Consider the following 25,935-nt stretch of genomic DNA (forward strand, 5'->3'; position numbering starts at 1 on the left):
ATTGCTCCTCAGAGTTCGAGGTTGACGGGTCCGGCGGCTGCCGAGACACACGTTTGGATTAGTTGGCCGGGTTCGCCGTGGACCTCATTCGTGCGAAGGTCACGGACCTGTCCGGCCAGGAGCGGAGTCAGGCAACTGTGGCAGATTCCCATCCGGCAGCCGCTGGGCATCAGCACCCCGGCGTCTTCGCCGACGTCGAGCAGCGGAGTATCGCCGTCGGCGTCAACTTCCCGGTCCGACGCCTCAAAGGTGACCAGGCCGCCGTCGTGCCCAACACCCCCGGCGAAGGTGGTGTTGAACCGCTCAATCATGAGGTTGCCGGGATCGCCGGCGAGCGCAACATCGGAGCCGGGGGCACCGGCGGTGAGGGACGCCTGCTTCCACAGGGCCTCGGCGTCGTCCAGGAAACTGTCCGGGCCGCACGCGTAAGCGGCCCGTTCCTTCCAGTCCGGGCAGATCTCATCGAGCTCGGCCGTGTTGGTCAGGTCCATCCGGCCCTGTTCGCCGGTGTACCAGTGGGCCAGCCGGAAGTTGGGGAACTGGTCAGCCAGTTCGGCGAGTTCCTCGCGGAAGAGGCTGTCGCCGGGGGTGCGGGCTGAATGCACCAGGACGACGTCGGCATCCGGGCGGCGGGGAACAAGCGTGCGGATCATGGACATCACCGGAGTGATGCCGCTGCCGGCGGTGACCATCAGGAGCGGCCTGGGGTGCTCAGGCAGGACGAAGTCGCCTTGCGGGGGTGCCAGGAAAAGGACGTCGCCCGGTTTCGTGGTCCGGACCAGGGTTCCGGAAACAGCGCCGACGTCGGTGACGGTGATGGCCGGGTCCTTGCCGGCGGGGGCGCTCAGCGAATAAGAGCGCCAGTGGCGGACGCCGTCCAGCTCAACACCGATGCGCGCCCACTGACCAGCCAGGTGGGAATGCCAGCCGCGGCCGGGACGGAAGAAGATGGTGGCCGACTGTGCCGTTTCCTGGACCACACGGGTCACCACTCCACGCAGCTGGCGCGCGGAGAAAACAGGATTAAAGAGCGCCAGAATGTCTTCCGGTGCCAATGGCGTTGTCAGTACGGAAGCCGCCTGTGCCAGCTGACGTAGCCGGATCATGCAGTCAAACCTAAAGCGGCGCGAGCCATATTTCTCTCTCCTGACCGTTCCGCAGTCACGCAGTAATGTTGGGGCCTTAGCCCCCCAAGCCCGCTACAAGCCTAACGGCTGTGGCTTGCGGATGGTTCCCGGGTCAGCGGCTGTCCCGATCTTCGAATTCCTCATCGAGGTCGTGGTGCCTGAACTCCGTCTCCGGGTTCGGCTCCCCCTCGGCCACGTACTCATAGTCCAGTTGACGCTGCACCTGGCTGTCCAGAACCTGCAGTTCCCGGTCCGGAACGGTGGAAAGATCTTCCGGGAACTCATCTTCCGGTGTCAGGTGGAGCTTTTCGGACATGGTAAGCCTCTCTAGGCCGTGACAAATAGCCGGGCCACCGCGGCCCGTACCTTCTCAGGATATTCCCTTCCGGGCGGATCACCCAGCGGAAATTACGCCGAATCAGGAATGGGCCGGGGTCCAGCCGACGGCGGGCGCAATGTACCGGGCGATGTTTCCCAGCATTTTGGCATTGAAGTCAACGCCCAGCTGGTTGGGCACTGTCACCAGCAGGGTGTCCGCGGCCTGGACCGCGGCATCGGCTGCCAACTGGTCGGCCAGGACATCCGGAGCACCCGCATAGGTCTTGCCAAAGCGTGCCGTCAGGCCGTCGATGACGCCCACCTGGTCCCGGCTGTCCCGCAGCGCACTGCCCGCAAAATACCTGCTGTCCTCGTCGTCCACGATTGGCAGGATGCTCCGGCTGACGGAGACCCGCGGCTGGTGGCTGTGGCCTGCCGCTGCCCAGGCGTCCCAGAAGAGTTGGATTTGCTCCGCCTGCAGCTGGTCGAAGGGGACGCCGGTGTCCTCGGTGAGCAGGGTGGAGCTCATCAGGTTCATGCCCAGGCCGGCCGCCCACACGGCGGTGCTGCGGCTTCCGGCGCCCCACCAGATCCGCTCTGCGAGGCCCGGCGACTGTGGCTGGACCGGCAACAGGCCGATGGCTCCCCCGGCGTAACGCGGGTCCGCCTCGGCCACGCCGGCGCCGCTGATGGCGTGCCGGAACTGGGCTGTGTGCCGGCGGGCCATGTCTGCGGCGGTCTCCGCTTCCGCCGGTTGGTGGCCGAAGGCGGCGGCCCCGTTCCGGGCGGGCTCGGGTGAACCACGGCTGATGCCCAGCTGCAGCCTGCCGCCGCTGATCAGATCCGTGGCGGCGGCTTCCTCGGCCATGTACAGCGGATTTTCGTAGCGCATGTCGATCACGCCCGTGCCCATCTCTATCCGGCTGGTCCGGGCCGCGATGGCTGCCAGCAGCGGGAAGGGGGATGCCTGCTGACGGGCGAAGTGGTGCACCCGGAAGAAGGCGCCGTCGATGCCGAGTTCCTCGGCGGCCACCGCCAGCTCAATGCCCTGGCGGAGGGCCTCGCCGGCGGTTCTGGTGCGGGAGCCCCGGCCGGGGCCCCAGTGGCCGAAGGAAAGGAATCCGATGCGTTGCATGTAAGGCCCAACCTCACGCCGGGTGGCCGCATTCCCGGCTGGCATGATGAGCCTGTGAGTATTCCTGCTGAAACCGTGGCGATCGCCAAAACGACTGTGCTGTTCGTCCTGGCCGCTGCTGCCGAGATCGGCGGCGCGTGGCTCGTGTGGCAGTCAGTCCGTGAGGGCAAGGACTGGTGGTGGGCAGGGCTGGGCGTGATTGCCCTGGGCCTCTACGGTTTTGTGGCCACCCTCCAGCCAGACGCCCATTTCGGCCGGATTCTGGCCGCCTACGGCGGCGTGTTTGTGGCTGGTTCGCTGGCGTGGGGAATGATCTTCGACGGTTTCCGGCCGGACCGGTGGGACATCGCGGGTTCCGTCATCTGCCTGGTCGGGGTGGCTGTGATCATGTTTGCCCCGCGAAACGCGGGCTGACCCTGGCGACGTGACAGCGTTCGCAAACGCCCAGCGGAGGTAGCCCGTACCCGCGGTTGGGAGCACAATTGATCCATCCTTTGGATGTGGATGGTGATCAGCGATGGCCACAATAGTTGTGGTGGGGTCCGCCCTTTTTCTGCTCCTTGGCCTGCTGGTGGTGGTGCTGTGGGGAGGCCGCAGCATCCGTGAGCCATCCGCCTCACGACCCCACCCCTCCAAGGGCACCGGCGGGCAAGAGTTCCGGACTGACCTGAAACTGAGCGCGCTGCGCCGGTTCTTCTGGTGGGCAAACGTCGTGTCCTTTTCCGCACTGGTCTCGGCGTTGCTTGCCGCCTGGCCCGGTGGGCGGCTGGTCATGCGCATTTTGGCGGACACATCCCCCGCTTCCGCACAGGGCCGGCTAACGGAGGCCCAGGCATTCGTGGGAATTCCCAGCGTTGGGGGGACCATGGCCCTGCTGTTCTTCGGTGGCCTGCCGGCCGGCTTCCTTGCCGCGATCCTGTTCCCCCTCGTGCGCCGCTGGCTTCCACGCGGACGTCTCGCCGGACCGATGTTCGGTTTGCTCCTCCTCGTGTGGGTAGGGTCCTTGATGGATCCGCTGCGCGCGGACAACATCGATTTCAACATTGTTGGACCCGGCTGGCTGTCGGTGGCACTGTATGCCGGACTTGCCCTCCTTCACGGCTCCGTCGTCGCTGCCGCGGCGGGTTGGTGGAGTGAGCGCCTTCCGCTGTGGGGCCCCGAAGCGGCTAAATTCTATGTTCCGTTGCTCGCTGGTACCATCTTGTTTCCACCGTTCGCAGTCCTCGTCGTCCTTGGGACCCTCCTCGTGTTCCTCTGGCTGAGCGTCGTTCCGGTTTCCTGGCTGAGATCCGCGCGGCCCCGCCGGACAGTGCCGGCTTGGGTGGGTGCCGGGGCGATAGTGCTGATCAGTGCCGCCGCGCTTCCGGTTTTCATCAGCGCCGTGGTTTCGATCTCGTCCAGGACCGGCTGACGCCAAAGGCTAAACTGGCCCCGTGCCCAGCAACCAGACGCCGCCCAACGACCCCGTGCCGCCGTCGCGCGGAAAAATCGCGGAACGGCTGCTGCCCGGCGGCACCGAGCCGGACCCTCGCTTCACGCTGGCCAATGAACGAACCTTCCTCGCGTGGATCCGCACGGCGCTGGCGCTTCTGGCCGGCGGCATCGCCATCGAGGCCTTCACCTCGGACCTGTTCCCGGAACCGGTCCGCAAGAGCCTGGCGGTACTGCTCCTGCTCCTGGGCATGCTGCTGAGCGCCGGCGCCGCAGGGCGCTGGATCCGCGTCGAACGGAGCATGCGCAGCAAGACTCCCCTCCCGCTGCCGCTCATTGTGCCGCTGCTGGCCGGCGCGGGGGCACTGGCTGCCGCCGTCGTCCTGGTCTTTATCCTCTGGCGTTAGCCCGGTGGTCCGCACCAGGCTTCCGGACCCCGGGCCGCACGGGGATCCCGGGCTCCAGCCCGAGCGGACCACGCTGGCGTGGGGCCGGACCATGATGGCGCTGGTGACGGTCAGCGCCATCTTCCTGCGCTGGCTGCCCCACCACGGCTTCCCCATCCTGCTGCTTTTCGCCGTATCCGTGGCCGCAGCGGCGGCCATCTACCTGACTCAGCGCCGGCGGTACGGCGCCAGCGCGCGGGGAATTTCGCGCGAAAAGGTCGACGCCGATACGTCCGCGGTGCTCTGGACCGCCTTTGCGGGTGTTGCGCTGGGCGCGCTCGGCATCGGCGTGGTGCTGGCCGGCTGATTCAGCCGCACTACGTCAGAACATCGGCAGCAGGAAGCCCGCGATGAACGCCGCGGCACCGATCCCGGTGAGCACGCGGCCAAGCACGACGGCGGTCCGCCCCACCGGTTCGGGCGCTGCGGTCTGCCACTGCGTGGGGCGCTTGGGGTGGTAGTAGATCGGCAGCGTGTCGCCCACGGCCAGGTCCTTGATGTCGTAGGGCGACATCGGCGCGTGGTGGACCTGGAACTTGCGGTCAAACCAGCGGAAGCCCGTTCCGGTAGCGTCCGCGTAGACCACCGCTTCCGCTACGTTCCAGGGGTGCACAAACCGCCGAAGGATGCCCGAGTAGAACAACAGGGCAAGCCCCGGCGGAAGGCACAGCCAGGTCATCATCTCCAGGATGGGACCTGCCATTTCAAGCGCAGTGGGCATAGCAATGATGCTACCGGGAGTTGCGATCCCCAGCGTGCCCCCGCCCGGCGGAATCAGCCGATGGGCTCGGCCATCTGCTCCACCACGTACCGGGCATCCACGGTGGATCCGGTCACGGGATCTGTCATCTCCACTTTCCAGCTGCGGGCGAACTGGTTCACGCCGCTGGTCATGGCCACGGTGCCGGAAATGAGGACCGTCCCCGGCTCATTCAGGCCGCGCTCGGTCAGCACGTCGAGCCAGTAATCCGGCGTCAGCAGGGCTTCCAGCGAGCTGTCCTGAATCAGCGTGTCAGGGGTGTCACCCTCCCCCACCCAGCCCTTCAACGTGATCTGGTCCAGGTGGCCGCGCACGTCCTCCAGGCGCCACGCCTTGCGGCCGAGGACGTCCGGGCTGGCGTTCTTGCTCCAGGCCACGCCATGGACCTCAAGCTCGCGGTCCGTGTGGTCGCATGCGACCGTCAGCAGCACGCCGTCGTCCGTGATGACCAGCGCCCATTCGGCTTCCCCGGAGGTGCGGGCATGCTGCACGCGGACTTCGGAAACCTGCTGCGCCAGGTACGGCGAGACCGGGTAGAGCGCCGGCGTGGTGGCGGGGCCCGGAACGCCCAGTTCAGCCAGTTCGGCAATGTGTGCCTGCACTTCCTCCTGCTCCCGCCCCGCATATCCGGCGTTCAGGAGGTGCCTGACCTGGACTGTCCGGGTGCTGCCGTCGGGAAGTTCGAAGCTCAGAGTCGTCATGTTCTGTCCATCCTTTTGCATGTCCTGCTGGAGAAATTTACAAACTGGAAACCGGAAACGGTGGCCAATGTACATCCAGTATGCGTAATGTATACATTTAACGCCAGCGTGACAGGCGTCACCGTAAACATCTCGTGGAGGACAACACCCATGGCTAACGTCCCAGTTCCGGCTTCCGGCACAGCGCCACGTCCGGACAAGCCGATTCACCCCAAGGGCCTGTACAAGGCCTTCGCCGCCAGCCTGACCGGCACCGCCCTAGAGTGGTACGACTTCGCCGTCTACTCGGCTGCGGCCGCCGTCGTATTTCCCCTCGTGTTCTTCCCTTCATCCGATCCGCTGACGGGCACCATCCTGGCCTTCTCCACCTATGCGGTGGGCTACGTGTCCCGGCCTGTTGGTGGCATCATATTCGGCCGCCTGGGTGACCGGATCGGACGCAAGAAGGTGCTGGTGACCACCCTGATGATCATCGGCGTGGCCACCGTCCTGATCGGCGTGCTGCCAGGCTACGCAACCATCGGCATCGCTGCCCCGATCATCCTGGTGCTGCTGCGGTTCGCCCAGGGCGTGGGAGTCGGCGGCGAATGGGGCGGCGCCGTGCTGCTTTCCAGCGAATACGGCGACCCCCACCGGCGCGGCTTCTGGGCGTCTGCAGCCCAGGTGGGCCCGCCCGCCGGCAACCTGATGGCCAACGGCGCCCTGGCTGTCCTGACCCTCGCCCTGACCGAGGAACAGTTCATCGGTTTCGGCTGGCGCATCGCGTTCCTGGTCTCGGCCGTGCTGGTCGGTTTCGGCCTCTGGATCCGCCTGAAGCTGGAAGACACCCCCATCTTCAAGGCCATCGAGGCCCACGGCGAACAGCCCCACGCCCCTGTTCGTGAGGTCTTCAGCACGGAGCTCCGGCCCCTCATTGCCGCCACGCTGTGCCGGGTGGGCCCGGACGTGCTCTACGCCCTGTTCACCGTTTTCACCCTCACCTACGGAATCCAGACACTCGGCTACGAACGCAGCCAGGTGCTCACGGCAGTCCTGATCGGCTCCGCGTTCCAGCTCTTTATGATCCCGCTGGCAGGCGCTGTGTCCGACCGCTTCAACCGACGCCTGGTCTACGGCACCGCGGCTGTAGTGGGCGCCGTGTGGACGTTCATCTTCTTCGGCGTCCTAGGCGGCGACAACGAGCCGATGCTCATTGCCGGCATTGTGCTGGGCCTCATGGCGCACTCGTTTATGTACGGCCCGCAGGCTGCCTTCATCGTCGAGCAGTTCTCACCGAGGCTCCGGTCCACGGGCAGCTCCCTGGCCTACACGTTCGCCGGTGTGATCGGCGGCGCCATCGCCCCGCTGATGTTCACATTGCTGCTGGCGCAGTTCGGCACCTGGATTCCGGTGGCCATCTACGTGGCAGTCGCTGCAGGCGTCACCGCCGTGGGCCTGGCCCTCGGCCGCGATTCCAACACTGTCGAGGACGAGGACTACCGCCTGCTGCTGGAAGGATCCGCACTCGAGCGCCAGCAGGTTGCCCACAGCAAAGGCAACTGACGATTCCCCACTCACCAGACCTGAGTTTTTGTCCACATAATGCACCCAAAACGACGGCTTCCAACTCGCATTATGTGGACAAAAACTCCCTCAGGTGCGGAGCAGGATATCCCGGGTGATAGCCAGGTGATGGTCAATGGCCTCCTGCGCCTTCGCGGCGTCGCCGGACATCAGGGCATCGAGGATGTCCTGGTGTTCGGCGCACACCTGTCCGCGCCGGTCTCCGGTGCGGAACAAGGCCGAGACGCCCACCAGGATCTGCCGGACATGGAGCTTGCTGTAGGTTCGGGAGATGAGCTCATTGCCGGCGGCGTCGATCAGCGCCTGATGGAAAAGGGTGTCCAGCCGGATGAACTCCTGCGCAGCCTCCGCAGTCAGTTGCTCGGGAAGCCGGGCCTGCAGGTCCAGGGTGTCCTGCATCGTCTTCGCAGGAACGCGGTTCTGTTCGATAACCAGGCGGGCGGCATGGCTTTCCAGCACACCCCGGAGTTCCATCAGTTCCGACATTTCACGGCCCGTCACCGGCGGAACATAGGCCCCGCGCTGCGGAATCAGTTCCACCAGGCCGTCGGAGACGAGCAGCAGGAGCGCCTCCCGGACCGGAGTTCGCGAGACGCCGATCTCGGCGGCCAGCTCCTGCTCATTCAGGAACTTCCCCTGCACCGCCGGGTCAACCAGGATATTTTCGCGCAGGTACGCGTACGCCTTCTCGCGGCCGGACGCCGCCGTCCCCGAACTTTTTCGCATACTTTATGTATACAACAGACTGGAGTAATTTCATGCGTTTAGCAGTGGCCCAAATCATCACCGGAGCCGACCTGGCCGCCAACCTGGAGCTCATCAGAGACTACGCCACGCGGGCCAAAGCCGCCGGAGCGGAGCTCGTGGTGTTCCCGGAAGCCGCCATGCGCGCCTTCGGCAACAGCCTGAAGGACATTGCCGAGCCGCTGGACGGGCCGTGGGCTGCCGCCGTCCGCAGCATTGCCCAAGAGCTGGACATCGCGGTGGTGGCGGGCATGTTCACCCCGGGCGACGGCGGCCGGGTGCGGAACACGCTGCTGGTCACCGGCCCCGGCGTCGAGACGTCCTACGACAAGATCCACCTCTTTGATGCATTCGGATTCGCCGAGTCCGATACCGTGGACGCCGGAACAGCCCCCGTGACCTTCGAAGTGAACGGCACCACGTTCGGCCTGGCGACCTGCTATGACGTGCGCTTCCCGGCACTGTTTACGGCCAACGCCAAAGCCGGCGCCCAGGTCAACATTGTCTGCGCCTCGTGGGGCGCCGGCGAGGGCAAGGCAGAGCAGTGGGACCTCCTGGTCCGGGCCCGCGCCCTGGACAGCACCACCTTTGTAGTGGCCTGCGGACAAGGCGACCCGGCAAGCGTCGGCATCGCCTCTGCCGGCAAGGCTCCCACCGGCGTCGGCCACAGCGCCGTCATCTCTCCCCTGGGTGCCGCCCTGGTGGCCCTCGGCGGCGAACCGGAACTCGCCGTCGTCGACATTGACCCGGCCGTCGTTGCCGAGGTCCGAGTCCAACTGCCCGTCCTGGCCAACGCCCGGACCTTCTGACCCGGCGGGGCCAGCCCCGCGGATTCTCCCCGCGGGGTGGGGGCGCGGGGGCTGGCCCGCGCTCAGGAAAGCACAAATCCCCTGAGCGCAGCCAGCCACGGCCCAAAGCAGTCCAGGTGCGCATCATGCGAGGCCCCCGTGAGATCCATCCGCGTTACGTTCCTGCCCCGCCGGACAAACTCAGCCTTGGCCGCTTCATCAAACAGGCCCTCCTGCCCATAAACCACCAGCGTGGGGGCGGACACCCGCTCCCACTCAGTCCGCCGCGGCACACGCACCGGGCCAATGGCCGCCACCATCACGCCGGCGTCGAACCGTGGCCAGAACCCATCATCGCGCTCCTCCAAGTCCGCCGCCCAGGCCTGCGCCAGCGGCGCGTCGCCAAGGAAGGCAGAGGCAGCGGCCCGGCTGCTGAACGGCACGGGCCAGGACCGGAAATAATCCCCCATGGCTTCGTGGTCTTCGCTGCGTCCTCCACCGGCATCAACCTCCAGCAGCACCAACTGTGTTACGAGGTCCGGCCGGGAGGCGGTCACCAGCATGGCCGTGTGGCCGCCCATCGACTGCCCCACCAGGACCACTGGCGGGCCTACTTCCTCAATGACGCGGACGACGTCGGCCACGTAGGCTTCCCGCGAAACATCGGCCGGGTGCCGCGTGCTGCCCCCATGGCCGCGCAGATCCATCAGGACCGTCCGCCGTTCGGGGAGCGCTGCCGCCGTTGGTAGGAACTCGCGGGCACTTCCGGCGAGGCCGTGAAGGAACAGAACGGCGGGCCCTCTGCCGCCCGCGACGTAGCAGCGGAGCTCCACGCCGCGAGCTCCGCGCACCGTAAATTCCCGGACCGCCTGATGCACTCCCCCACGCTACGTCAAAGCGGCGCCCTGCGGCGGTGAGCCGCCGTTCATGTTCAGGAAACGTTGCCCTTTCAGCGCCCGACGGCGGCTTCTCACCACCTGCGCGGACCGGCGCCCGCCGTCGTTGGCATCGGAGTCCCAGGGCTTCCCGTCCCCGCGCCGTTCAACAGGTCCCGTTTACACGCCGGAAACATCACCGTCATGCGATCTTCACGTAGGCCGCCGGGCCGTAACGTATCCGCAACTTAGCGAAGCGCAAACGGAAACACGCGGCGACAAATATTGATCGGGGGGAATTGCGCGGGCCAGGTAGGAAAGTCCCCGTATTCAGGATCAATGGAAGGAACCCACCGGTGGAGATCACTGCGCAACACGTCTGGATGATGATCGCGGCGGCGATGGTGCTGCTTATGACACCCGGGCTCGGTCTCTTCTACGGCGGCATGACGCGCGCCAAGGCAGCGCTGAACATGATCATGATGAGCTTCATCTCCGCCGGCATCGTGGGAGTTGTGTGGGTCCTGTGGGGATACTCGATGACCACCGGCGAGGGAATCCTGGGCATCTTCGGCAACCCCTTCGCCAACTTCGGGCTGCAGAACCTCATGGGCTCCCCTGACCTCATCAAGGCCGGCTTCAGCGCCACCTTCGCCATCATCACGGTGGCCCTCATCAGCGGGGCCATCGCCGACCGCGCCAAGTTCAGCGCCTGGGCAGTGTTCGTGCCGCTGTGGGTCACGCTGGTTTATTGCCCCTTGGCCTACATGATCTGGGGCGGCGGGCTTATGAGCGCCGGCGGCGCCATCACCGAGACCTTCGGGCAGGTCATCGACTTCGCCGGCGGTGCAGTGGTGGAAATCAGCTCCGGGACGGCCGCCCTCGTCCTTGCCCTGGTGGTTGGCCAGCGCCACGGCTTCGCCAAGGATCCCAGCCACCGCCCGCACAATGTCCCCTTCATCATGCTCGGCGCGGCCATCCTGTGGTTCGGCTGGTTCGGGTTCAATGGCGGCGCCGCCACCACCGCGGAGCAGGCCGGCCTGGTCTGGATCAACACCCTGGTCACCCCGGCCGCGGCCATGCTCAGCTGGCTGCTGGTGGAGAAGATCCGCCACGGCCATCCCACGTCCCTGGGCGCAGCCTCCGGTGTTGTGGCCGGCCTGGTGGCCATCACACCGTCCTGCGCCAACATCAGCCCAGTGGCCGCCATCGGCCTGGGCCTGGTGGCCGGTGCAGCCTGCGGCGTGTTTGTTGACCTGAAGTACCGGTTCGGGCTGGACGACTCCCTGGACGTGGTGGGAGTCCACCTCGGCGCCGGGCTCATCGGCACGCTCGCCCTGGGCTTCGTCGCCCTCCCCGTGGACGGCCAGGGCGGCGGCCTCTTCTATGGCGGCGGCCTCCAGCAACTGACGGCACAGACCGTGGCGGTCGTGATCACCGTAGCCCTGTCCGGCGGCGTGACCCTGGTGATCGGCCGGGCCATCAACAGGACCATCGGGTTCCGGGTGAGCCACGAGGCCGAGATGGCGGGGGTGGATCTCTCCGAGCATGCCGAGACCGCCTACGCCTTCGGCGGGCTGGGCAGCCACTTCAACCCGCTGGGCCGCGGCGTCACGGCCCCGGCTGCCGCTCCCGCCAAGGAAGACACGTTCGCCTGAGGCCACAGGGTTCCAACAGCGCTCAGTCGGCCAGGATCCGGTAGAGCGCGCGGCGGGTTTCGTCCAGTTTTTCCACGGCAGCATTGCGCTGTTCTTCCGTAGCTGCCGTGCGGAACTGATGAATGACCCCCATCAGCTTGCCCACACTCTGGTGGAAGGCGGGTCCGGATCCTTCCGCATCGCTGTTCCACGCGTTCTCCAGTTCCTCCGCATGCTCGGCCACGTAGGCCTTGCCGGCGTCGGTGAGGGTGAAGTCGGTCCGCCGGCCCTCGCTGAGGGGCGCAATGAGGTCCTCGTCCACCAACTGCTGGAGTGTGGGGTAGATCGACCCGGGGCTGGGCCGCCATGCGCCGGATGTTTTCTCCGCGATGGTCTTGATCAGGCCATAACCGTTGGACGGGGCCTCTGCCAGCAGCGACAGGATAGCCCACCGGACGTCCCCCCTGCTTGCCCGCCGGGGACCGGGCCCAAAGCCGGGACCGAACCCTCCGCCCGGTCCAAAACCGGGACCAAATCCGCCCCGTGGGCCAAAGCCCGGGCCAAACCCTCCCCCGCGGTGCCCGTGCGGTCCGCGGCGGCCCCTGCCGCGCTCAAACCGTCCCCGCCCAAACTGTCCCCGCCCGAACGGCGGTTCCAAAAACTTGTCTTCGTGAATGCCTTTCATGGTGGCATCGTCCCTTCACTGTCTTTTTGAATGCTTCTTGGCCTTTGTTGAGTGGTTATCGGTCAACTACTCACCGACACTTAACGATATATCGGTATGTATCGCGTGACAAGGCCCGGAACGGACGTAAGGGACGGAAAGTACCGGCTTGGCATCAGTTCCTCCAGCATATGGATGCTGCAGGTGCAGCGGCGTATTCTGTTCACACGTCGCGAGCTTGGGGCTGAACAATGGCGCAGCAAAAGAAACGCAGGCACCGGTTGGCCGCCACCCTGGGAAGGGTCATCGGGTTCTTTGCTGCGAGCGCCATGTGCGGCGTCCTGGCCGCAAGCCTGGTGGTCCCCGCTGTTGCGACTGTCGGCTACGGAGTCACCACCTCCATCAGCTACTTTGAAAATCTGCCCTCGGAACTGATCGTCGCGCCGCCGTCGCAATCCACCAAAGTCCTCACCTCCGACGGCCAGCCGATCGCCACGTTCTATACCGAGAACCGGATCAGGATCCCCCTGGACCGGATATCGCCTTTTGTCCGGGATGCCATCGTGGCCATCGAGGACAGCCGCTTTTACGAGCACCCGGGCATCGACCCGCAGGGGATCGTCCGGGCTGCGATCTTTAACCTGACGAATGAGGGCAGGCAGGGCGCCTCCACTATTACCCAGCAGTACGTCACCAACGTGATCAACGAGTCCTTCGTGTCCCAGGACAAAACCGACGAGGTGATCCTCAGCGGCCAGAAGAGCATCGGGGACAAGCTCCGGGAGATGAAGCTGGCCATCGCGCTGGAGAAAAAGTTCAGCAAGGACCAGATCCTCGAGGGCTACCTGAACATCGTGTTCTTCAACCGCGAGGCGTACGGAATCGAGGCTGCGGCACGGTATTTCTTCAGCACCACGGCCGCCGATCTCAACCTGCCGCAGGCGGCCCTCCTGGCCGGGCTGGTCAACAGCCCCAGCTACTACAATCCCGCGGTCAACCCGGAGCAGGCCACAGCCCGCCGGAACCAGGTTCTTGCGGAGATGCTGGCCACGGGCAAAATCAGCCAGGCGGACCATGACGCCGCCGCGGCCGCGCCCATCGAGCTTAATCTCAGTCCCGGGAAGCAGGGCTGCGCCCACGCCCAGATGGCGCCGTACTTCTGCGACTACATTTCGCACCTGATCCTCAACAACCCGGCCTACGGAACCACCCTGATCGAGCGCGAGCGGAAGCTGTACCGCGGCGGGCTCACCATCGTCACAACGCTGGACAGCCGGCTCCAGGCGGCGGCCCAGGCGCAGGTGGACGGCACCGCCGGGGCGAATCCTGACCGCTGGGGCGCCTCCCTCGTGACGGTGCAGCCGGGCACCGGAAAAATCCTGGCCATGGCGCAGAACACGGTGTTCCTGCCGGCCGAGGGCAGGTTCGATACCCAGCTGAACTTCAACGTGGACTCCCGCGATCCGCAAGGCAACGACCTCAACGGGGCGGGCGGTTTCCAGCCCGGCTCCACCATGAAGCCCTTCACGTTCGCAGAGTGGCTGAACGAGGGCAAGCCGCTGACCGGGGTGGTGGACGCCTCCCGCCGGGTGTATCCGCTGGGCTTCCCGTGGCGTTCCAGCTGCGGACGGGTGCTGGGCGCCTACAGCACGGCCCAGAACAACCCTGAGCTGGGCGCCGCCGATGACCTGCAGAATGCCGATCAGGGCTACTACCGCCCCATGCCCGTGAACTACGGGCTGTACAACTCGATCAACACGGCCACCTTCGCCTCGGCTACGCAGCTTGATTTCTGCGGCATCCAGAAGATGGTGGACAGCGTGGGGCTGCACAGCGGACTCGATGGCGCGCAGATCAACATGCATCAGCTCGGCAATCTCCTCGGCGCCATCGGCGTCGCCCCGGTCCACCTGGCCAATGCCTTCGCCACCTTTGCCAACGACGGCCGGTACTGCGCCCCCATTGCCGTGCTTGAGGTGACGGACATGTCGGGCGGGAAACTCCCGGGCCAAACCAGCGAGTGCCGTGACGCCGTCAAACCGGAGGTCGCCCGAGGCGTCAACGCAGTGCTCCAGGATGTGTTGAAGGTGGGCTCCGGCGTATGGATCAACCCCAAAATCCACACGCTGATGCCGGTGGCCGCCAAGACCGGCACGTCCAACAACAACGGCTCCACGTGGGTGGTGGGTTATACGTCGGGGCTGGCCACAGCGTCCTTCTTCGGCGACGCGTTGGAGGGCCAAAACCGTCCGGGCCAGAACGTCACCATTAACGGCCAGTTCTACCCCCGCCTTGACGGGTACATGATCGCCGGGCCGCAATGGGTCAACTACATGCTCCAGGCTGCCCCGCTCTACCCGGCAAACCCGTTCCCGGCCCCGCCGGCATCCATGATTGCTCCGCCGAAACCGACTCCCGCACCGGCCGCGCCGAGGCCTGTACCCGCCCCGGCTCCCGCACCAGCACCCGCTCCCCCGCCGGCTCCCGCGCCGGCTCCCGCGCCAGAGCCACCTCCTGCTCCCGCACCCGTCCCGCCGCCCGCGCCCGTCCCGCCGCCCGAGATTCCGGGCATTCCGCCTCAGAACGGCTTCCCGGGCGGAAGGCGCTAGGAGCCGACGACCCTGAGAGCCAACGACGGCGCGAGGCGCCGCCGTCGTCCGTTGCCCCCCGACCGCTCAGCTACTCTCGTCCGCTCAGCTAGGTGGTGCCGCGCCAGAGCCGCTGCCACCAGGAGCGGTGCGGCTCCGGTTCAGGCCGGGCGTCCTGTGAGCGGGCGGCGCGGCGTTCGTGCCAGCGTGCCACCTCGGCGTCGACATCCCGCGTTTTGGTGACGACGGGAGGGCCGCCCTGGAGCTGGCGGCGGGCGTCGACCACCCGGGCATTGAAGTCGGCGAGGATGTCGCGGACCTGCTTTTCGGTGAACTGGGCATCAAGGCGGCCGTCCAGTTCGGCGTCTTCGGTGCGGATCAGGATGGCTTCGGGGCCCAGCCCGCTGATGTTTTCGCGCTGGATCAGGCCCTTGACCCACCAGTCAGGATCGTAGGCCTCGCCCAGCCCGGGGATGGGCTTGCCGGCGTATTTGAGGTTGTCGAATTTGCCCTGTGCCATGGCGTCCCGGATCAGGTACTCCGCCCGCCGCGCATCGTCGACCTTCTTGCGTTGGTCCCGTTCCGTGGCCTCGGCCGCCTCGAGTTCGGCCTCTTCCTCGGCACTGATGCCGGCTCCCCGGTAGGAGCGCACTTCCGCAGCCCGTTCGAGCCGGCGCTTGAAGGCACTGTCGCCGCCGCCCATAACCCCTTCACCGCCTCCTTGCCCGTCCCGACCCATCAGACTTCCAGTATTCAGACGTGGACCGCAGGTTTCAACGGAGCAGACACCGGCGGCGGGCACCACTGCTCATTGGAGCCCCAAAGTCGGCAGCTCCGTGCCGGAGACCACCACCGCGCCGCTCGCTGTCGAATCCGGGTTCAGCATCCAGCCCACCCGCTTGGCGGTGTTCAGGATCACTACGCTCTCCACGAGTTCGATCTGCGGGATGCGTTGCTGGAGGGCCAACTCGGCGTTCATCACATCGGCCAGCGAATGCAACCACATGAGGATGACAAAATTTGTGCTCCCCGTAGTGGACGCGCTGAGCCGGACTGTGCGGAGGCTGCGGAGTTCAGCGGCAGCGGCCTCGTGCTGGCCCGCCGGCACGTTGGCGAACCACTGGCAGCTCACGGGATAGCCGGAGAGCTTCTGGGCAATTTCACAACGGAAGGACAGCAGCCCGCTGGCCAGCACCCTGTTTAGCTGCCGCTGGACTGTCGCCGGGCTCCTGCCCAGGCTCCGGGCGATGTCCGCGGCGCCCGCGCGCCCGTCCCGCGCAAGGAACGGGATCAGATCCAGGTGGCTGGGCGGCAGTGGAGCTCCGGTCATCGGGGACGCCGAACCGGTGGACTCGGGTCCGGCTAAGGCATGAAGCGCCTTTTGCTTCGCCTTGTCCAAAATGTTGAGCCGCCAGGTATAGCCACCGGAGTGCAGGCGGGTGCACAACGAGGTCCGGTACTTCAGCACTCCGGGGATCTCTTTGAACTGAGGAAGCACCTCCTCCGTGAACCGGGCCAAGGTGGGCGCAATGACTGTCAGCATGAGGTCCCGGTTGCTTGCAGCTTCCTCAACTGTGACCACTTCCGGGATCGCGGCGAGCGCCGCTGTCACGTCGTCCCGCAGCCGCATTTCGCAGTCCACGTCCACCAACGCCAGGCACATCTGCTTGGGATCGCCGATCAGGTGGGCCGTCGTCCAGGCCGCCCCGGACAACCTCAGCCGATCCCAGCGTGCGGCCAGCGTCGTGGCGTGCACTCCCAGCACGGTGGCCGCATCGGACCAGCTGATCCGCGGTGCAATCTGCAGCGCGTTGATCAGGGCCAGGTCTTCCTCGCTGAGCACCACCTCGCCACTCCCCACGTTTCAGTGAATGAATCCTGCCATTTCCATCATACTTTTGATTTTTTCCAGCTATTTCGCCGCTTGTGAACCGCATCACTTCAGAATGGAACCGGGTCACTGACCAAACGTTCAGAAATAAGGAGAGCAGATGTCGATCACCACCGACGCCAAGGAACTGCAGGGCGAGATCGCCCGGTTCCGCCACGAGCTGCATCAGGAGCCGGAGATCGGACTGGACCTCCCCCGGACCCAGGAAAAAGTCCTCAAGGCCCTCGACGGCCTACCGTTCGAAATCACCCTGGGCAAGAACACGACGTCGGTCACCGCGGTCTTGCGCGGATCCGCACCGCACGCATCTGCAACCAAACCAGCGGTCCTCCTGCGTGCCGACATGGACGGCCTCCCTGTCCAGGAGCGGACCGGTGCCCAGTTCTCATCGAAGATCGACGGCGCCATGCACGCCTGCGGCCACGACCTCCACACCGCCATGCTCGCCGGAGCAGCCACGCTTTTGGCGGAGCGCCGGGAGCAGCTGGCCGGCGACGTTGTGCTGATGTTCCAGCCGGGCGAGGAAGGTTTTGACGGAGCAGGCCACATGATCCGCGAGGGCGTGCTGGAGGCGGCCGGGCGCCGGGTTGATGCCGCCTATGGGATGCACGTCTTTTCCGCCTTGGAGCCGCATGGCCGGTTCTGCACCAAACCAGGGGTGATGCTGAGCGCTTCGGATGCCCTGACTGTCACGGTTCTTGGCGCCGGCGGCCACGGCTCGGCCCCGCACACAGCCAAGGACCCGGTCACGGCGGCCGCAGAAATGGTGACTGCCCTGCAGGTCATGATCACCCGCCAGTTCAACATGTTCGATCCAGTGGTCCTGACCGTGGGCGTCCTCCAGGCCGGCACAAAACGCAACATCATTCCTGAAACGGCGCGCATGGAAGCCACCATCCGGACCTTCTCGGACGCCGCCAGGGAACGGATGATGATCGCCGTTCCCACGCTGTTGAAGGGCATTGCCGCTGCCCACGGCCTCGAGGTGGACGTCGATTACCGTCACGAGTACCCACTCACCGTCAACAACGACGACGAGACACGCACCGCGGAGAAGACCATCGAAGACCTCTTTGGAACCTCTCGGCTCACCCGCTGGGCCACCCCGCTCAGTGGCTCTGAAGATTTTTCGAGGGTGCTGGCGGAGGTACCCGGGACGTTTATCGGGCTCAGCGCCGTCGCCCCCGGCGCCGACCACACCGAAACCTCCTTCAACCACTCCCCGTACGCAGCCTTTGACGACGGAGTGCTGTCCGACGGAACCGCACTCTACGCAGAACTGGCCGTCTCCCGCATCGCGGCCCTGGCCTCGACCAACTAAACTTCCCTCACTTCATGGAGCACACGATGACCACTACTGCAGGCGTCCCAGCCGACGTCCAGGTTCACAAATCCCACCTGCGCACCCTCGTCGGCACCGGCATCGGCAACGCCGTTGAATGGTACGACTGGGCCATCTATGCCACGTTCTCGCCGTTCATCGCAAGCGCACTGTTCAGCAAGGCGGATCCGACGTCGGCCTTCCTCGCCACCCTGGCGATCTTCGCCGTCGGCTTTGTCGCCCGTCCGTTCGGCGGCTTCGTGTTCGGCTGGATCGGTGACCGGATCGGCCGCAAGACGTCCATGACGTTCGCGGTGGGCCTCGCCGCCCTGGGCAGCCTGATCATCGGCGTCGCCCCCACTTTCGAGGCCGTGGGGGCCTTCGCCTCGGTCCTGCTGCTGGTGGCCCGGCTTATCCAGGGCCTTGCCCACGGCGGAGAGCTGCCGTCGTCTCAGACCTACCTCTCGGAGATGGCGCCCAAGGAACAGCGCGGCTTCTGGGCAACGCTCATTTATACGTCCGGCACGGTTGGCATCCTGGCCGGAACCATGCTCGGCGCCACCCTGTCCAACGTCTTGAGCACGGCCGACATGAACACCTGGGGCTGGCGGGTGCCATTCCTTATCGGCGGCGCCATGGGCCTCTATGCCCTGTTTATGCGGGCCCGCATGAAGGAAACGGCGGCGTTCGAGGCAGAATCGCCCAAGGAAAAGCACGAGCCGATGTGGCCACAGATCTACCAGCACCGCAAACAGGCCCTGCAGGTGATTGGCCTGACCGTCGGCCTGACTGTGACCTACTACATCTGGGGCGTCGTGACTCCCAGCTATGCCTCGTCGGTCCTCAAGATGGACCGTGGAGAGGCCCTCTGGGCCAGCGTGATCGCCAACGTGCTGTTCATCGCCGCGCTGCCGTTCTGGGGCAAACTCTCGGACCGTATCGGCCGCAAGCCCGTCATGATCATGAGCGCCGCCGGCGCCGCGCTGTTCCACTTCCCCATGACCTGGCTGCTGAAGGACTCTCCGTGGCAACTCGCGGTCACCATGTCCGTCATGCTGTTCTTCATCGCCGGCAGCGCAGCAATCGTCCCGGCGGTATACGCCGAACTGTTCCCCACCAAGATCCGCACGGTCGGGGTGGGCGTCCCGTATTCCATCTGCGTCGCAGTCTTCGGGGGTACCGCACCGTACCTTCAGGCCTGGCTTGGCTCCATCGGACAGGGCAACTTCTTCAACGTGTACGCCGTGGTCCTGCTGGCCGTCAGCATCGCGTTTGTGTTCACCATCCCGGAGACGAAGGGCAAGGACCTGACGCACTAACCGGCAGCGCCGCCTCCGTAGGAGCGACCACCACCAAGCGCGGAAGGACACTTGAGGCCCCGGATCCTGGGGCCTCAAGTGTCCGTCCGCGCTCGCCTTTGCGTGAGAACCGTCAGCGTTATCAGGCGCGGGCGTGTTCCGCGAGCAATGCGTCGATCTGGCCGGCAGCCTCCTTCATGCCTTCCTCCATGCCCATCTTGACCATTTCTTCCATCTGCTCTTCGGAGTCGAACGTGGACATGATGGTCATCCGGGTGCGGCCACCGAGATCCTCGAGGTCAACGGCGGCATGGGCACTGCCCATGGCATCCACGGGCGCTCCGGTTTCGTCAGCGAAGCCGTCATCAAATTCGAGCTTGCGCGGCGCCTCGATGGTTCTGAATTTCCACCAGCCTCGGGGCTTTTCGCCTTCGGGCGTGGTCATGTAATAGTCGGCCTTCCCGCCGGGCCGGAAGTCGAACCGGTCAAACGTGGCCGGATAGTTGGGCGGACCCCACCAGCGCTCCAGCTGGCGGGGGTCCTCCCAGATCTGCCAGACCTGCTCGACGGCGGCGTCGAACTCGGCCACGAGGGTGAAGCTGAGCGCTTCGAGATTCTTGGTGGAACTGATAACAGGCATTGCAAAACCTTCCTATCCTTCAGCCAGAATGTCCGCGATCCGTCCGGCACGCTGCCGCCAGATCGCCTCATACTCATCGAGCAGCCGGCGGGCCTTCTGCAGTCCTTCGTGGTCGCCCCGCACGATCTGCTCCCTTCCGCGCTTCTCCTTCGTTACCAGGGAAGCCCGTTCCAACACCGCCACATGCTTCTGGACGGCGGCGAAACTCATGGCGTAGAGGTCGGCCAGGCCGGAGACGGAAGACTCCCCGGCCGTCACCCGCCGGATGATGTCCCTCCGGGTGGTGTCCGCGAGCGCCTGGAACAGGCGGTCCACGTCCGCGTCTCTCAGCTGATCTACAACCATTTGGTTGTACGATACGCCCGGGGAAGGAGGGCGTCAAGGGCCCCTCCGCCGCCGGCCGGTTTGACGCGGGTACCCGCCATTGTCCACAGTGGGTCAGTGCCTGACACTGTCCCCACCGAAGCGCAAGGTCCGGCAGTCCCGGACGGGCCGTCCCGACGGCGGCAGGTTGCCGTCCTGGTCGGCTTCCTCGCGCTTTCCTGGACCGTGTCGTTCGTGGGATCACTCCCGATCCGAACGGCTGCCGGCGGCTGGTACGCCCTGGCGGACAAAGCCCCCTGGACGCCTCCCGGGCTGATGTTCACGTCGGTCTGGCTGGTCCTTTACGCGGCAATGGCCGTGGCGGCCTGGCTGGTGTGGCGGCAGCGGCGCCACCCGCGCCGCCGCGCACTCAGGCTCTATGGGCTCCAACTGGCCCTGAACCTGCTCTGGCCCATGACGTTCTTCGGGCTGTACCCCATATTGGGGACCGCGGCGCTCTGGCTGGCCCTGGCCGTCCTCGCCGCCCTCCTCCTCACAGCGGCCCTGACAGTTCTGCGCTTTGGACCCATCAGCCCAACGGCCGGACTGCTGATGCTGCCGAACGTCTCGTGGCTGGTGTTTTCGGCGTCCCTGAACCTTTACGCCGCCGTCAGTAACTAAAGCCGGCGCGAGCGTGTAATCGCTCACACTTTGGCCATTTCTGTTGCAAATCTTGGCGGCCAGCATGAACCATGAGATCGGGACCCCGTTCCCGCACTACCAAGATCAGCAATCCTCACCGACGAGGATGCGGCCCCCTCAAGGACGACGCGGAGCCGTTAACTGCATGAGCGAAAGTACTGACAATGACGTTTGAGAACACTGACTCCATCACGCTGAAAATCTGGGACCGGTCTGCCGTTGAGCACACCCTTGAGAGCATCGTGCACGACCTCTCGGTCAAGGCAAACACCACCAAATGCCGCATCGCGGTCCAGTGCAGCGGCCCCAACACTTTCACGGTCAGCGTCCGTGGCCAGGAACGCCGGCTCGCCACCGTCTGATCGGTTCACAGCCAAAAACTGAAGCGGACGACGGCGGGAAGTTCCCGGCGTCGTCCGCTTCAGTTTTGCTTCCAGGCTGACAGCCTTACGCGGTGGCCTGGCGGCTCACCATCTCGTTGATCCAGATGGGCGCGAACGGTGACGTGCAGTTCGGGGGCGTCGGGTAGTCCTTGAGGACCTCAAGCCGTTCGCCGATATCGAGGGCCCGGGCTCGGTGCTCGGGATGCTCGATCCCCATGAAGGCCAGCGTGTGGTTCATGGCCCACTGCAGCCGGTCCGGGGCGTCCTTCATCTGGGCCTCGATAATATCCAGCAGCCCAGGGAGGTGGAGCCCCGCGGGCGTTTTCGCCACCCGTTCGCTGGTCAGGGCCCAGCCGGCGCTGGCGACCACCGGATCCGGGTCCGCCATCCAGGCCACGCGCAGGTCCTCCGCGTGCAGGCTCTTCTTCACGGCGTAATTCACGAGCCAGTCGTGCACTTTGGGGGCGCGCGCCTCGCGGAGCATGATGTCCAGTTCGTCGCGTTCGAAGGCCTTTGGCCGGCAGATCAGCAGCGCCACCAACCTGGCCGGAGTGTCGTTCGTGGCCCAGAGCCCGCGCGCGAGTTCCTGCTGCGTCTTCAGCCGCTTCGCGACCGCGCGCAGTTTGGACAGGTTCACGCCGTGGTCGTCGCCGCGCTTCTCGTTTGCCTCGCGCATCCTCGGGTCCTCAAGCACGGCCAGCTCGGCCATCACTTCACCCAGCAGCCCAGCCGTCATCGTTTCCGACATGCCACCCTTTCGGTCACCCTCTTGTCGGTTCCAGCCTACGGCTGCCGGCGGGTTTGCAGCAGATTACCGGCCGCCGGTGGCCACCCAGGAACCCGGCGGCGCGTCCGCCACTTCCGTGTCCGCGTCCTCGGTCCCGCAGGGCTCAAAGCCTCGCGCCTGGTAGTTTGCCAGGGCCGCGGGACCGTCCAGCGTGCAGGTGTGGACCCAGACGCGGGACACTTGCGGGAGGTCGAAGCGTTGTGCCAGTGACCATGCCGCCGTGATCCCGCGTTCCAGCAGCCGGCCGCCGAGGCCCCGCCCAATGGCCTGCTCTGAAAGGCCGAAGTACCGGATCTCGACGTGCGTGGCATCCCCTGTAACGACCGGCTGAAGGTGGACATACCCCCAGGGCACGCCCTCCCCATAGAGGACCCAGAATTCCGTTCCCGGCACGGCGAGCTCCTCGGCCCACTGCTGCCGTGTCCACTCGAGCCGATCCGTCCAGTGCCACGGTCCGCCCACCAGGCCATAGAGGAAACGGGCATACTCCGGGGTGACCCCGACAGCCCGGTCCAGCCGCGCCTCATCGGGCAACGGGCGGGCCGGCCAGGCTGGCGGAAGGAGCATCTGGAGCGTGGTGGTGGTGACCTTCATGGACAGCCCAAAACCTTTCGATCAGATCGTCGGTCAATCGTATTTGAGACCGAAAGCAGGGCGTCTACTCTTCGCCGGTGTCCCGCGCCTCCAGGTGTTTGGCCATGGCCTCGCAGGCCTGGTTCCAGCGCGCCGTGAGCGCCTGCCGGTTCAACGGTTCGAACATGCTGTTCAGGACTTTCTCCACTGCATCGTATGCGGCGTCACGAACCCGTTCCTGCGCCGCTGGGCTGTAATAGTTCATGACAGGGATTCGTCACCGGGGTGCCGGAAGATGGTGTTTCAGGGCTACGACGTGCGGAGCCGGCCGAGGCAGTAGTTCTTGACGCAGTGCCGGACCGGCCGCGGCAGCCGGGGATAGACCAGGGCAGACCACCGGGTGGCCATGTCGAACAGGCGGCTGTGGCGGTCGCTCCAGGGCAGCCCGAAGCCGGCGCGCAGGTGGTCCGGCAGCTGCCCGGCGGTGATGAACCGGATCAGCGGCATACTCATCCGCAGCCAGAGTGGCCCGGCTGGCGGGTACAGGAGGTCACGGCCGACGCCGGCGGTGACGGCGTCCAGCTCCAGTGTCAGCAGGGACGTGTCCCAGTATGTCCTGAAGGCTGCGCGGTCGGCCGGCCACAGGTTCGCCGGCAGTTGCAGGACGGTACCGATTCTTGCGTAATCGCTGTACATGAGGTCCGCAGCTTCGTCGTCGAGCGGGCCGTAGATTTTCTCGTAAATGGTGATGGCGGTGTCGTACAGGGTTGCCACCACCCATAATTGCGCCTGGGCATCGAACGCACTGTACCCGCGGGAGCCGGCGTCGGGCTTGCGGCGGACCGCGGAGTGGGCCCGGTTAACGCTGCGGCGAACGGCCGCAACCTGGGCCTCGGTTCCGTAAACCACAGCGTAGACGTAGGTGACGGTGGCGCGGAAACGGTCCAGCGGCCGGGCTATGAAGTCGCTGTGTTCGGCGACGCCATGGCCCACTGCAGGGTTCGCGATCTGCAGCAGAATGGCGCGGCCGGCCCCGGCGAGCAATACGCCTTCAGCTCCGATATCGGCCAGGTTCCGCACCATGGACCCACGATACCGGAGAAGGCCACTACCCCCGGGGCCGCTCCCCGGAGATGTCCGGGAACAAAGGGCATCACGCGGGCCGTTGACATACTGCGACCCGCCGCCCGCACAGCCGGCGGCCTCTTACAGAACGGAACCACATGGTCAGGGCTATCTGGAACGGACAAGTCATTGCCGAGTCGACGGACACGGTAGTAGTGGAAGGCAACCACTATTTCCCCCGCGACGCCGTCAATGCGGGCTATCTCAAGGACAGCGACATGTATTCCGTCTGCCCGTGGAAGGGCCAGGCCAGCTACCACACGCTGGAGGTGGACGGGAAGCTGAACGTCGACGCCGCCTGGTTTTACAGCGAGCCCAAGACGCGGGCCAAGCCCATCGAGGACCGGATCGCGTTCTGGCGGGGCGTGACTATCGAGGAGTAGCCCCCACTTGTGGTAGCCGACGACGGCGGGGACCTCCCGCCGTCGTCCGCTTGCGCCCGCACCCCGGGAACCTTGAGTGCATCTACCTTGAGACGGGCACCGAGGACTGCTCGCTTATCCCGGCAGGAGAGCTGGCGGGGCACATCACAACAACAGCCACGGTGCTCAGGCGGCGAGATACATCATGGTGGCGTGTTCGAGTGGGCTGGGAGCGTGGGGTGTGCAGCCAGGTGGCCAGTGCGTAGGTTCACGGTCCTGTTGTTCGGGTGGGTAGTGCCGGCCGGTGGGTGAAATCCAGCCAGGTGGTTCATTGCGCGTTGCCTGCGCAGGCGTCCAGGCGGATGCGTGTTTGAGGCGGTGATGTTTCGGACAGGCCTGTCCGAGGTTACTGATCCCGGTGGTCCCGCCGTCCTGCCAGGCCGTCAGGTGGTCGTTCTCGTTGTCCAGGGACTGGTTACTGCAGCCGGGGAAGGTGCAGGCACCGTCCCGCATCCTGAGCCACCGCTTCAAGGATTCGGGGAGCCGGTAACTCGTGCGGCCGATCTCCAGCGACGCCCCATCCCGCGGGTCAACCAGGACCCGGTAGAACGAGCTGGCACCATCGGCAACGAGCCTGCGCGCGATCGACGCCGGGACCGGCCCGAACCCATCCACCTCCCCGGGTTCCTCAGTGAGCCCGAGGAGGGAAAACACGGGGACGGTCACCAGGACGTCAGCCTTGGGAGAGGGCACCTCACCTGGCTGCTGGCTGGCACTGCCCAGCAGCAGCCCCGCAGCGATGTCAGCCCGGATCTGGGTGAGTGTGCGCGACTCGTCAGCACCCTGCAGCCCACGGCCCAGGGCAGAGGCCTTGTTCCATATTGCGCAGGCCGTGTCACCGGGAAGGTACAGCGAAATCCAGCCCATGCCGTCCCGGTCCGGGGTATATTCCATTCGACGGTCCGCCACGCTCTTTGCATGGCGCTTCTCCAGCGATTCGGGGTGGTGGCGTTCGCGCCAGGCCCGGACTTTCCGCCGGAACCGGGAGGGCACCAATTCGCCGGGCGTGGCACAGCGGGCGCCGTCCGGCGCCCCCGGGTCGAAGAAATGCGATTCCAAGGCCGAAACGGCCGCCAGGGGCAGGCCAGCGGTTTCGTCGACCACAATCCGGGCGTGCTGCCAGGCGATGGTCCCGGCCTGAAGCGCGTCCAAAGCGGCCGGCAGGGTCGTAGTCAGCGCATGGGCCTCTCCCAAAAGGGCGGATGCGGCGCGTTCGCCGATGGTGAGTACGCACGCCACTTCTGCCACCAAGGACATCTCCTGCGACGACGCCTCATATGCACTGGCGGGCGGGGCCTCCAGCCCTGCTGCGGCCTCCGCGTAGGCGGCCAGCAGCCGGATCTTTGCCGCCGTCGTCGCCGACTCGACCCGCGCCAGTAAGCCCAGCCCGTCCAGGCATGCCTCCGAGAACTCCCGCAACGGATCAACATCAGCGGTGTGGTCCGTGTGGTTTGGCAGGGACGAAGGGCAGGCAACAACCCCGGCAAGCTGACCGGCCAGCCCGGCCACCGACACGACGGCAGCCGTCACTGCGGCCCTGCCTCCCGCATCGATAACCGCCCCGATTTCCATAAGCACAGCGTGGCAGAGGGGTCTGACGGTAATGATGGAATTGGTTGTGTTGCGGATGTGACTCTGGGTCCGACTGACGCCCCGCAGGGGGTTTGTCTTGCAAATGATCTGTCCGCCGCAACACAACTTCAGTAAACGCGG

30 protein-coding genes are annotated in these 25,935 nt (G+C 65.8%); 13 read left to right on the plus strand and 17 right to left on the minus strand.

All coding sequences use genetic code 11. The features are described 5' to 3' along the window. Positions 1-8: 8 nt before the first annotated feature. From NFC73_RS18930 to NFC73_RS18940, 3 genes are all read right to left on the minus strand, one after another. A complete protein-coding gene (locus NFC73_RS18930) occupies positions 9-1,106 on the minus strand; it encodes a ferredoxin reductase (protein ID WP_058931257.1) in 1,098 nt (365 codons plus the stop codon). A gap of 133 nt (positions 1,107-1,239) precedes the next feature. Next, positions 1,240-1,443 (minus strand): hypothetical protein, encoded by a 204-nt coding sequence (locus NFC73_RS18935; protein ID WP_141141640.1) that lies wholly within the window; start codon positions 1,441-1,443, stop codon positions 1,240-1,242. Between the two features lie 102 nt (positions 1,444-1,545). Next, complete coding sequence (locus NFC73_RS18940; RefSeq protein WP_254752767.1) at positions 1,546-2,580, minus strand: LLM class flavin-dependent oxidoreductase; 1,035 nt, start codon at positions 2,578-2,580, stop codon at positions 1,546-1,548. 75 nt (positions 2,581-2,655) lie between these two features. On the opposite strand from NFC73_RS18940, the gene NFC73_RS18945 reads away from it, so the two are divergent. The 4 genes from NFC73_RS18945 to NFC73_RS18960 all read left to right on the plus strand — a co-directional run bounded on the left by NFC73_RS18945 (position 2,656) and on the right by NFC73_RS18960 (position 4,764). Further along, a complete protein-coding gene (locus tag NFC73_RS18945; RefSeq protein WP_252570602.1) occupies positions 2,656-2,994 on the plus strand; it encodes a YnfA family protein in 339 nt (112 codons plus the stop codon). A gap of 103 nt (positions 2,995-3,097) precedes the next feature. Then, complete coding sequence (locus NFC73_RS18950; RefSeq protein WP_254752771.1) at positions 3,098-3,991, plus strand: hypothetical protein; 894 nt, start codon at positions 3,098-3,100, stop codon at positions 3,989-3,991. 22 nt (positions 3,992-4,013) lie between these two features. Continuing rightward, positions 4,014-4,418, plus strand: a complete 405-nt coding sequence (locus NFC73_RS18955) for a YidH family protein (RefSeq protein WP_254752773.1) — start codon at positions 4,014-4,016, stop codon at positions 4,416-4,418. Positions 4,419-4,422: 4 nt separating this feature from the next. Then, positions 4,423-4,764, plus strand: a complete 342-nt coding sequence (locus NFC73_RS18960; protein ID WP_254752775.1) for a DUF202 domain-containing protein — start codon at positions 4,423-4,425, stop codon at positions 4,762-4,764. A gap of 15 nt (positions 4,765-4,779) precedes the next feature. Here the strand turns inward: NFC73_RS18960 and NFC73_RS18965 are convergent, their stop codons facing one another. Further along, complete coding sequence (locus tag NFC73_RS18965) at positions 4,780-5,178, minus strand: DUF3592 domain-containing protein (RefSeq protein ID WP_254752777.1); 399 nt, start codon at positions 5,176-5,178, stop codon at positions 4,780-4,782. A gap of 53 nt (positions 5,179-5,231) precedes the next feature. After that, positions 5,232-5,918 (minus strand): DUF2848 domain-containing protein, encoded by a 687-nt coding sequence (locus tag NFC73_RS18970; RefSeq protein ID WP_254752779.1) that lies wholly within the window; start codon positions 5,916-5,918, stop codon positions 5,232-5,234. Positions 5,919-6,068: 150 nt separating this feature from the next. Here NFC73_RS18970 and NFC73_RS18975 point away from each other — a divergent pair, with 150 nt between their 5' ends. Further along, positions 6,069-7,460, plus strand: a complete 1,392-nt coding sequence (locus NFC73_RS18975; RefSeq protein WP_254752781.1) for an MFS transporter — start codon at positions 6,069-6,071, stop codon at positions 7,458-7,460. A 90-nt stretch (positions 7,461-7,550) separates the two neighbouring features. Here the strand turns inward: NFC73_RS18975 and NFC73_RS18980 are convergent, their stop codons facing one another. Then, positions 7,551-8,207, minus strand: a complete 657-nt coding sequence (locus NFC73_RS18980; RefSeq protein WP_254752783.1) for a GntR family transcriptional regulator — start codon at positions 8,205-8,207, stop codon at positions 7,551-7,553. 32 nt (positions 8,208-8,239) lie between these two features. Between NFC73_RS18980 and NFC73_RS18985 the strand changes: the two genes are divergently transcribed. Next, complete coding sequence (locus tag NFC73_RS18985) at positions 8,240-9,034, plus strand: carbon-nitrogen hydrolase family protein (RefSeq protein ID WP_254752785.1); 795 nt, start codon at positions 8,240-8,242, stop codon at positions 9,032-9,034. 62 nt (positions 9,035-9,096) lie between these two features. On the opposite strand, the gene NFC73_RS18990 is transcribed toward NFC73_RS18985, so the two are convergent. Continuing rightward, on the minus strand, positions 9,097-9,891 hold the full coding sequence (locus NFC73_RS18990; protein ID WP_254752787.1) for an alpha/beta fold hydrolase: 795 nt from the start codon (positions 9,889-9,891) through the stop codon (positions 9,097-9,099). Between the two features lie 353 nt (positions 9,892-10,244). On the opposite strand from NFC73_RS18990, the gene NFC73_RS18995 reads away from it, so the two are divergent. Continuing rightward, complete coding sequence (locus tag NFC73_RS18995) at positions 10,245-11,546, plus strand: ammonium transporter (protein WP_254752789.1); 1,302 nt, start codon at positions 10,245-10,247, stop codon at positions 11,544-11,546. A gap of 22 nt (positions 11,547-11,568) precedes the next feature. Here the strand turns inward: NFC73_RS18995 and NFC73_RS19000 are convergent, their stop codons facing one another. Beyond that, positions 11,569-12,210 (minus strand): PadR family transcriptional regulator, encoded by a 642-nt coding sequence (locus tag NFC73_RS19000; RefSeq protein WP_254752791.1) that lies wholly within the window; start codon positions 12,208-12,210, stop codon positions 11,569-11,571. Positions 12,211-12,440: 230 nt separating this feature from the next. Between NFC73_RS19000 and NFC73_RS19005 the strand changes: the two genes are divergently transcribed. Continuing rightward, positions 12,441-14,798: a transglycosylase domain-containing protein gene (locus tag NFC73_RS19005; protein ID WP_254752793.1), complete on the plus strand. Its 2,358-nt coding sequence runs from the start codon at positions 12,441-12,443 to the stop codon at positions 14,796-14,798. 88 nt (positions 14,799-14,886) lie between these two features. Here the strand turns inward: NFC73_RS19005 and NFC73_RS19010 are convergent, their stop codons facing one another. Together NFC73_RS19010 and NFC73_RS19015 are read right to left on the minus strand one after the other, a co-directional pair. Then, a complete protein-coding gene (locus NFC73_RS19010; RefSeq protein ID WP_254752795.1) occupies positions 14,887-15,480 on the minus strand; it encodes a DnaJ family domain-containing protein in 594 nt (197 codons plus the stop codon). A 105-nt stretch (positions 15,481-15,585) separates the two neighbouring features. Further along, positions 15,586-16,623, minus strand: coding sequence for an Lrp/AsnC family transcriptional regulator (locus NFC73_RS19015; protein ID WP_254752819.1), 1,038 nt, complete (start codon positions 16,621-16,623; stop codon positions 15,586-15,588). A 145-nt stretch (positions 16,624-16,768) separates the two neighbouring features. On the opposite strand from NFC73_RS19015, the gene NFC73_RS19020 reads away from it, so the two are divergent. Both NFC73_RS19020 and NFC73_RS19025 read left to right on the plus strand, forming a co-directional pair. Next, a complete protein-coding gene (locus tag NFC73_RS19020; RefSeq protein WP_254752797.1) occupies positions 16,769-17,989 on the plus strand; it encodes a M20 metallopeptidase family protein in 1,221 nt (406 codons plus the stop codon). 26 nt (positions 17,990-18,015) lie between these two features. Beyond that, positions 18,016-19,308 carry an MFS transporter gene (locus tag NFC73_RS19025; RefSeq protein WP_254752799.1) on the plus strand — a complete coding sequence of 431 codons (1,293 nt, stop codon included), beginning with the start codon at positions 18,016-18,018 and terminating at the stop codon, positions 19,306-19,308. A 121-nt stretch (positions 19,309-19,429) separates the two neighbouring features. On the opposite strand, the gene NFC73_RS19030 is transcribed toward NFC73_RS19025, so the two are convergent. Further along, positions 19,430-19,927 carry an SRPBCC family protein gene (locus NFC73_RS19030; protein WP_254752801.1) on the minus strand — a complete coding sequence of 166 codons (498 nt, stop codon included), beginning with the start codon at positions 19,925-19,927 and terminating at the stop codon, positions 19,430-19,432. A 12-nt stretch (positions 19,928-19,939) separates the two neighbouring features. Next, entirely contained in the window at positions 19,940-20,272 is a 333-nt protein-coding gene (locus tag NFC73_RS19035; RefSeq protein WP_254752803.1) for an ArsR/SmtB family transcription factor, read from the minus strand. Positions 20,273-20,368: 96 nt separating this feature from the next. Between NFC73_RS19035 and NFC73_RS19040 the strand changes: the two genes are divergently transcribed. Together NFC73_RS19040 and NFC73_RS19045 are read left to right on the plus strand one after the other, a co-directional pair. After that, complete coding sequence (locus tag NFC73_RS19040) at positions 20,369-20,911, plus strand: TspO/MBR family protein (protein ID WP_254752805.1); 543 nt, start codon at positions 20,369-20,371, stop codon at positions 20,909-20,911. 185 nt (positions 20,912-21,096) lie between these two features. Continuing rightward, complete coding sequence (locus tag NFC73_RS19045; protein ID WP_254752807.1) at positions 21,097-21,294, plus strand: hypothetical protein; 198 nt, start codon at positions 21,097-21,099, stop codon at positions 21,292-21,294. An 85-nt stretch (positions 21,295-21,379) separates the two neighbouring features. On the opposite strand, the gene NFC73_RS19050 is transcribed toward NFC73_RS19045, so the two are convergent. The 4 genes from NFC73_RS19050 to NFC73_RS19065 all read right to left on the minus strand — a co-directional run bounded on the left by NFC73_RS19050 (position 21,380) and on the right by NFC73_RS19065 (position 23,758). Continuing rightward, entirely contained in the window at positions 21,380-22,063 is a 684-nt protein-coding gene (locus tag NFC73_RS19050; protein ID WP_254752809.1) for a DNA alkylation repair protein, read from the minus strand. Between the two features lie 63 nt (positions 22,064-22,126). Further along, entirely contained in the window at positions 22,127-22,696 is a 570-nt protein-coding gene (locus tag NFC73_RS19055; protein WP_254752811.1) for a GNAT family N-acetyltransferase, read from the minus strand. Positions 22,697-22,760: 64 nt separating this feature from the next. Then, on the minus strand, positions 22,761-22,940 hold the full coding sequence (locus NFC73_RS19060; protein ID WP_160674609.1) for a hypothetical protein: 180 nt from the start codon (positions 22,938-22,940) through the stop codon (positions 22,761-22,763). 44 nt (positions 22,941-22,984) lie between these two features. Continuing rightward, the gene (locus tag NFC73_RS19065) at positions 22,985-23,758 is read right to left on the minus strand and encodes an oxygenase MpaB family protein (RefSeq protein ID WP_254752813.1); all 774 of its coding nucleotides are present in this window, start codon (positions 23,756-23,758) and stop codon (positions 22,985-22,987) included. 140 nt (positions 23,759-23,898) lie between these two features. Here NFC73_RS19065 and NFC73_RS19070 point away from each other — a divergent pair, with 140 nt between their 5' ends. Further along, on the plus strand, positions 23,899-24,183 hold the full coding sequence (locus NFC73_RS19070) for a DUF427 domain-containing protein (RefSeq protein WP_248758562.1): 285 nt from the start codon (positions 23,899-23,901) through the stop codon (positions 24,181-24,183). Positions 24,184-24,348: 165 nt separating this feature from the next. Here NFC73_RS19070 and NFC73_RS19075 read toward each other — a convergent pair whose 3' ends face one another. Then, positions 24,349-25,794, minus strand: coding sequence for an HNH endonuclease signature motif containing protein (locus NFC73_RS19075; RefSeq protein WP_254752815.1), 1,446 nt, complete (start codon positions 25,792-25,794; stop codon positions 24,349-24,351). Between the last annotated feature and the right edge of the window lie 141 nt (positions 25,795-25,935).

Origin of the sequence: Pseudarthrobacter humi, from assembly GCF_024294965.1 — a bacterium.
GTDB classification, from domain to species: domain Bacteria; phylum Actinomycetota; class Actinomycetes; order Actinomycetales; family Micrococcaceae; genus Arthrobacter; species Arthrobacter humi.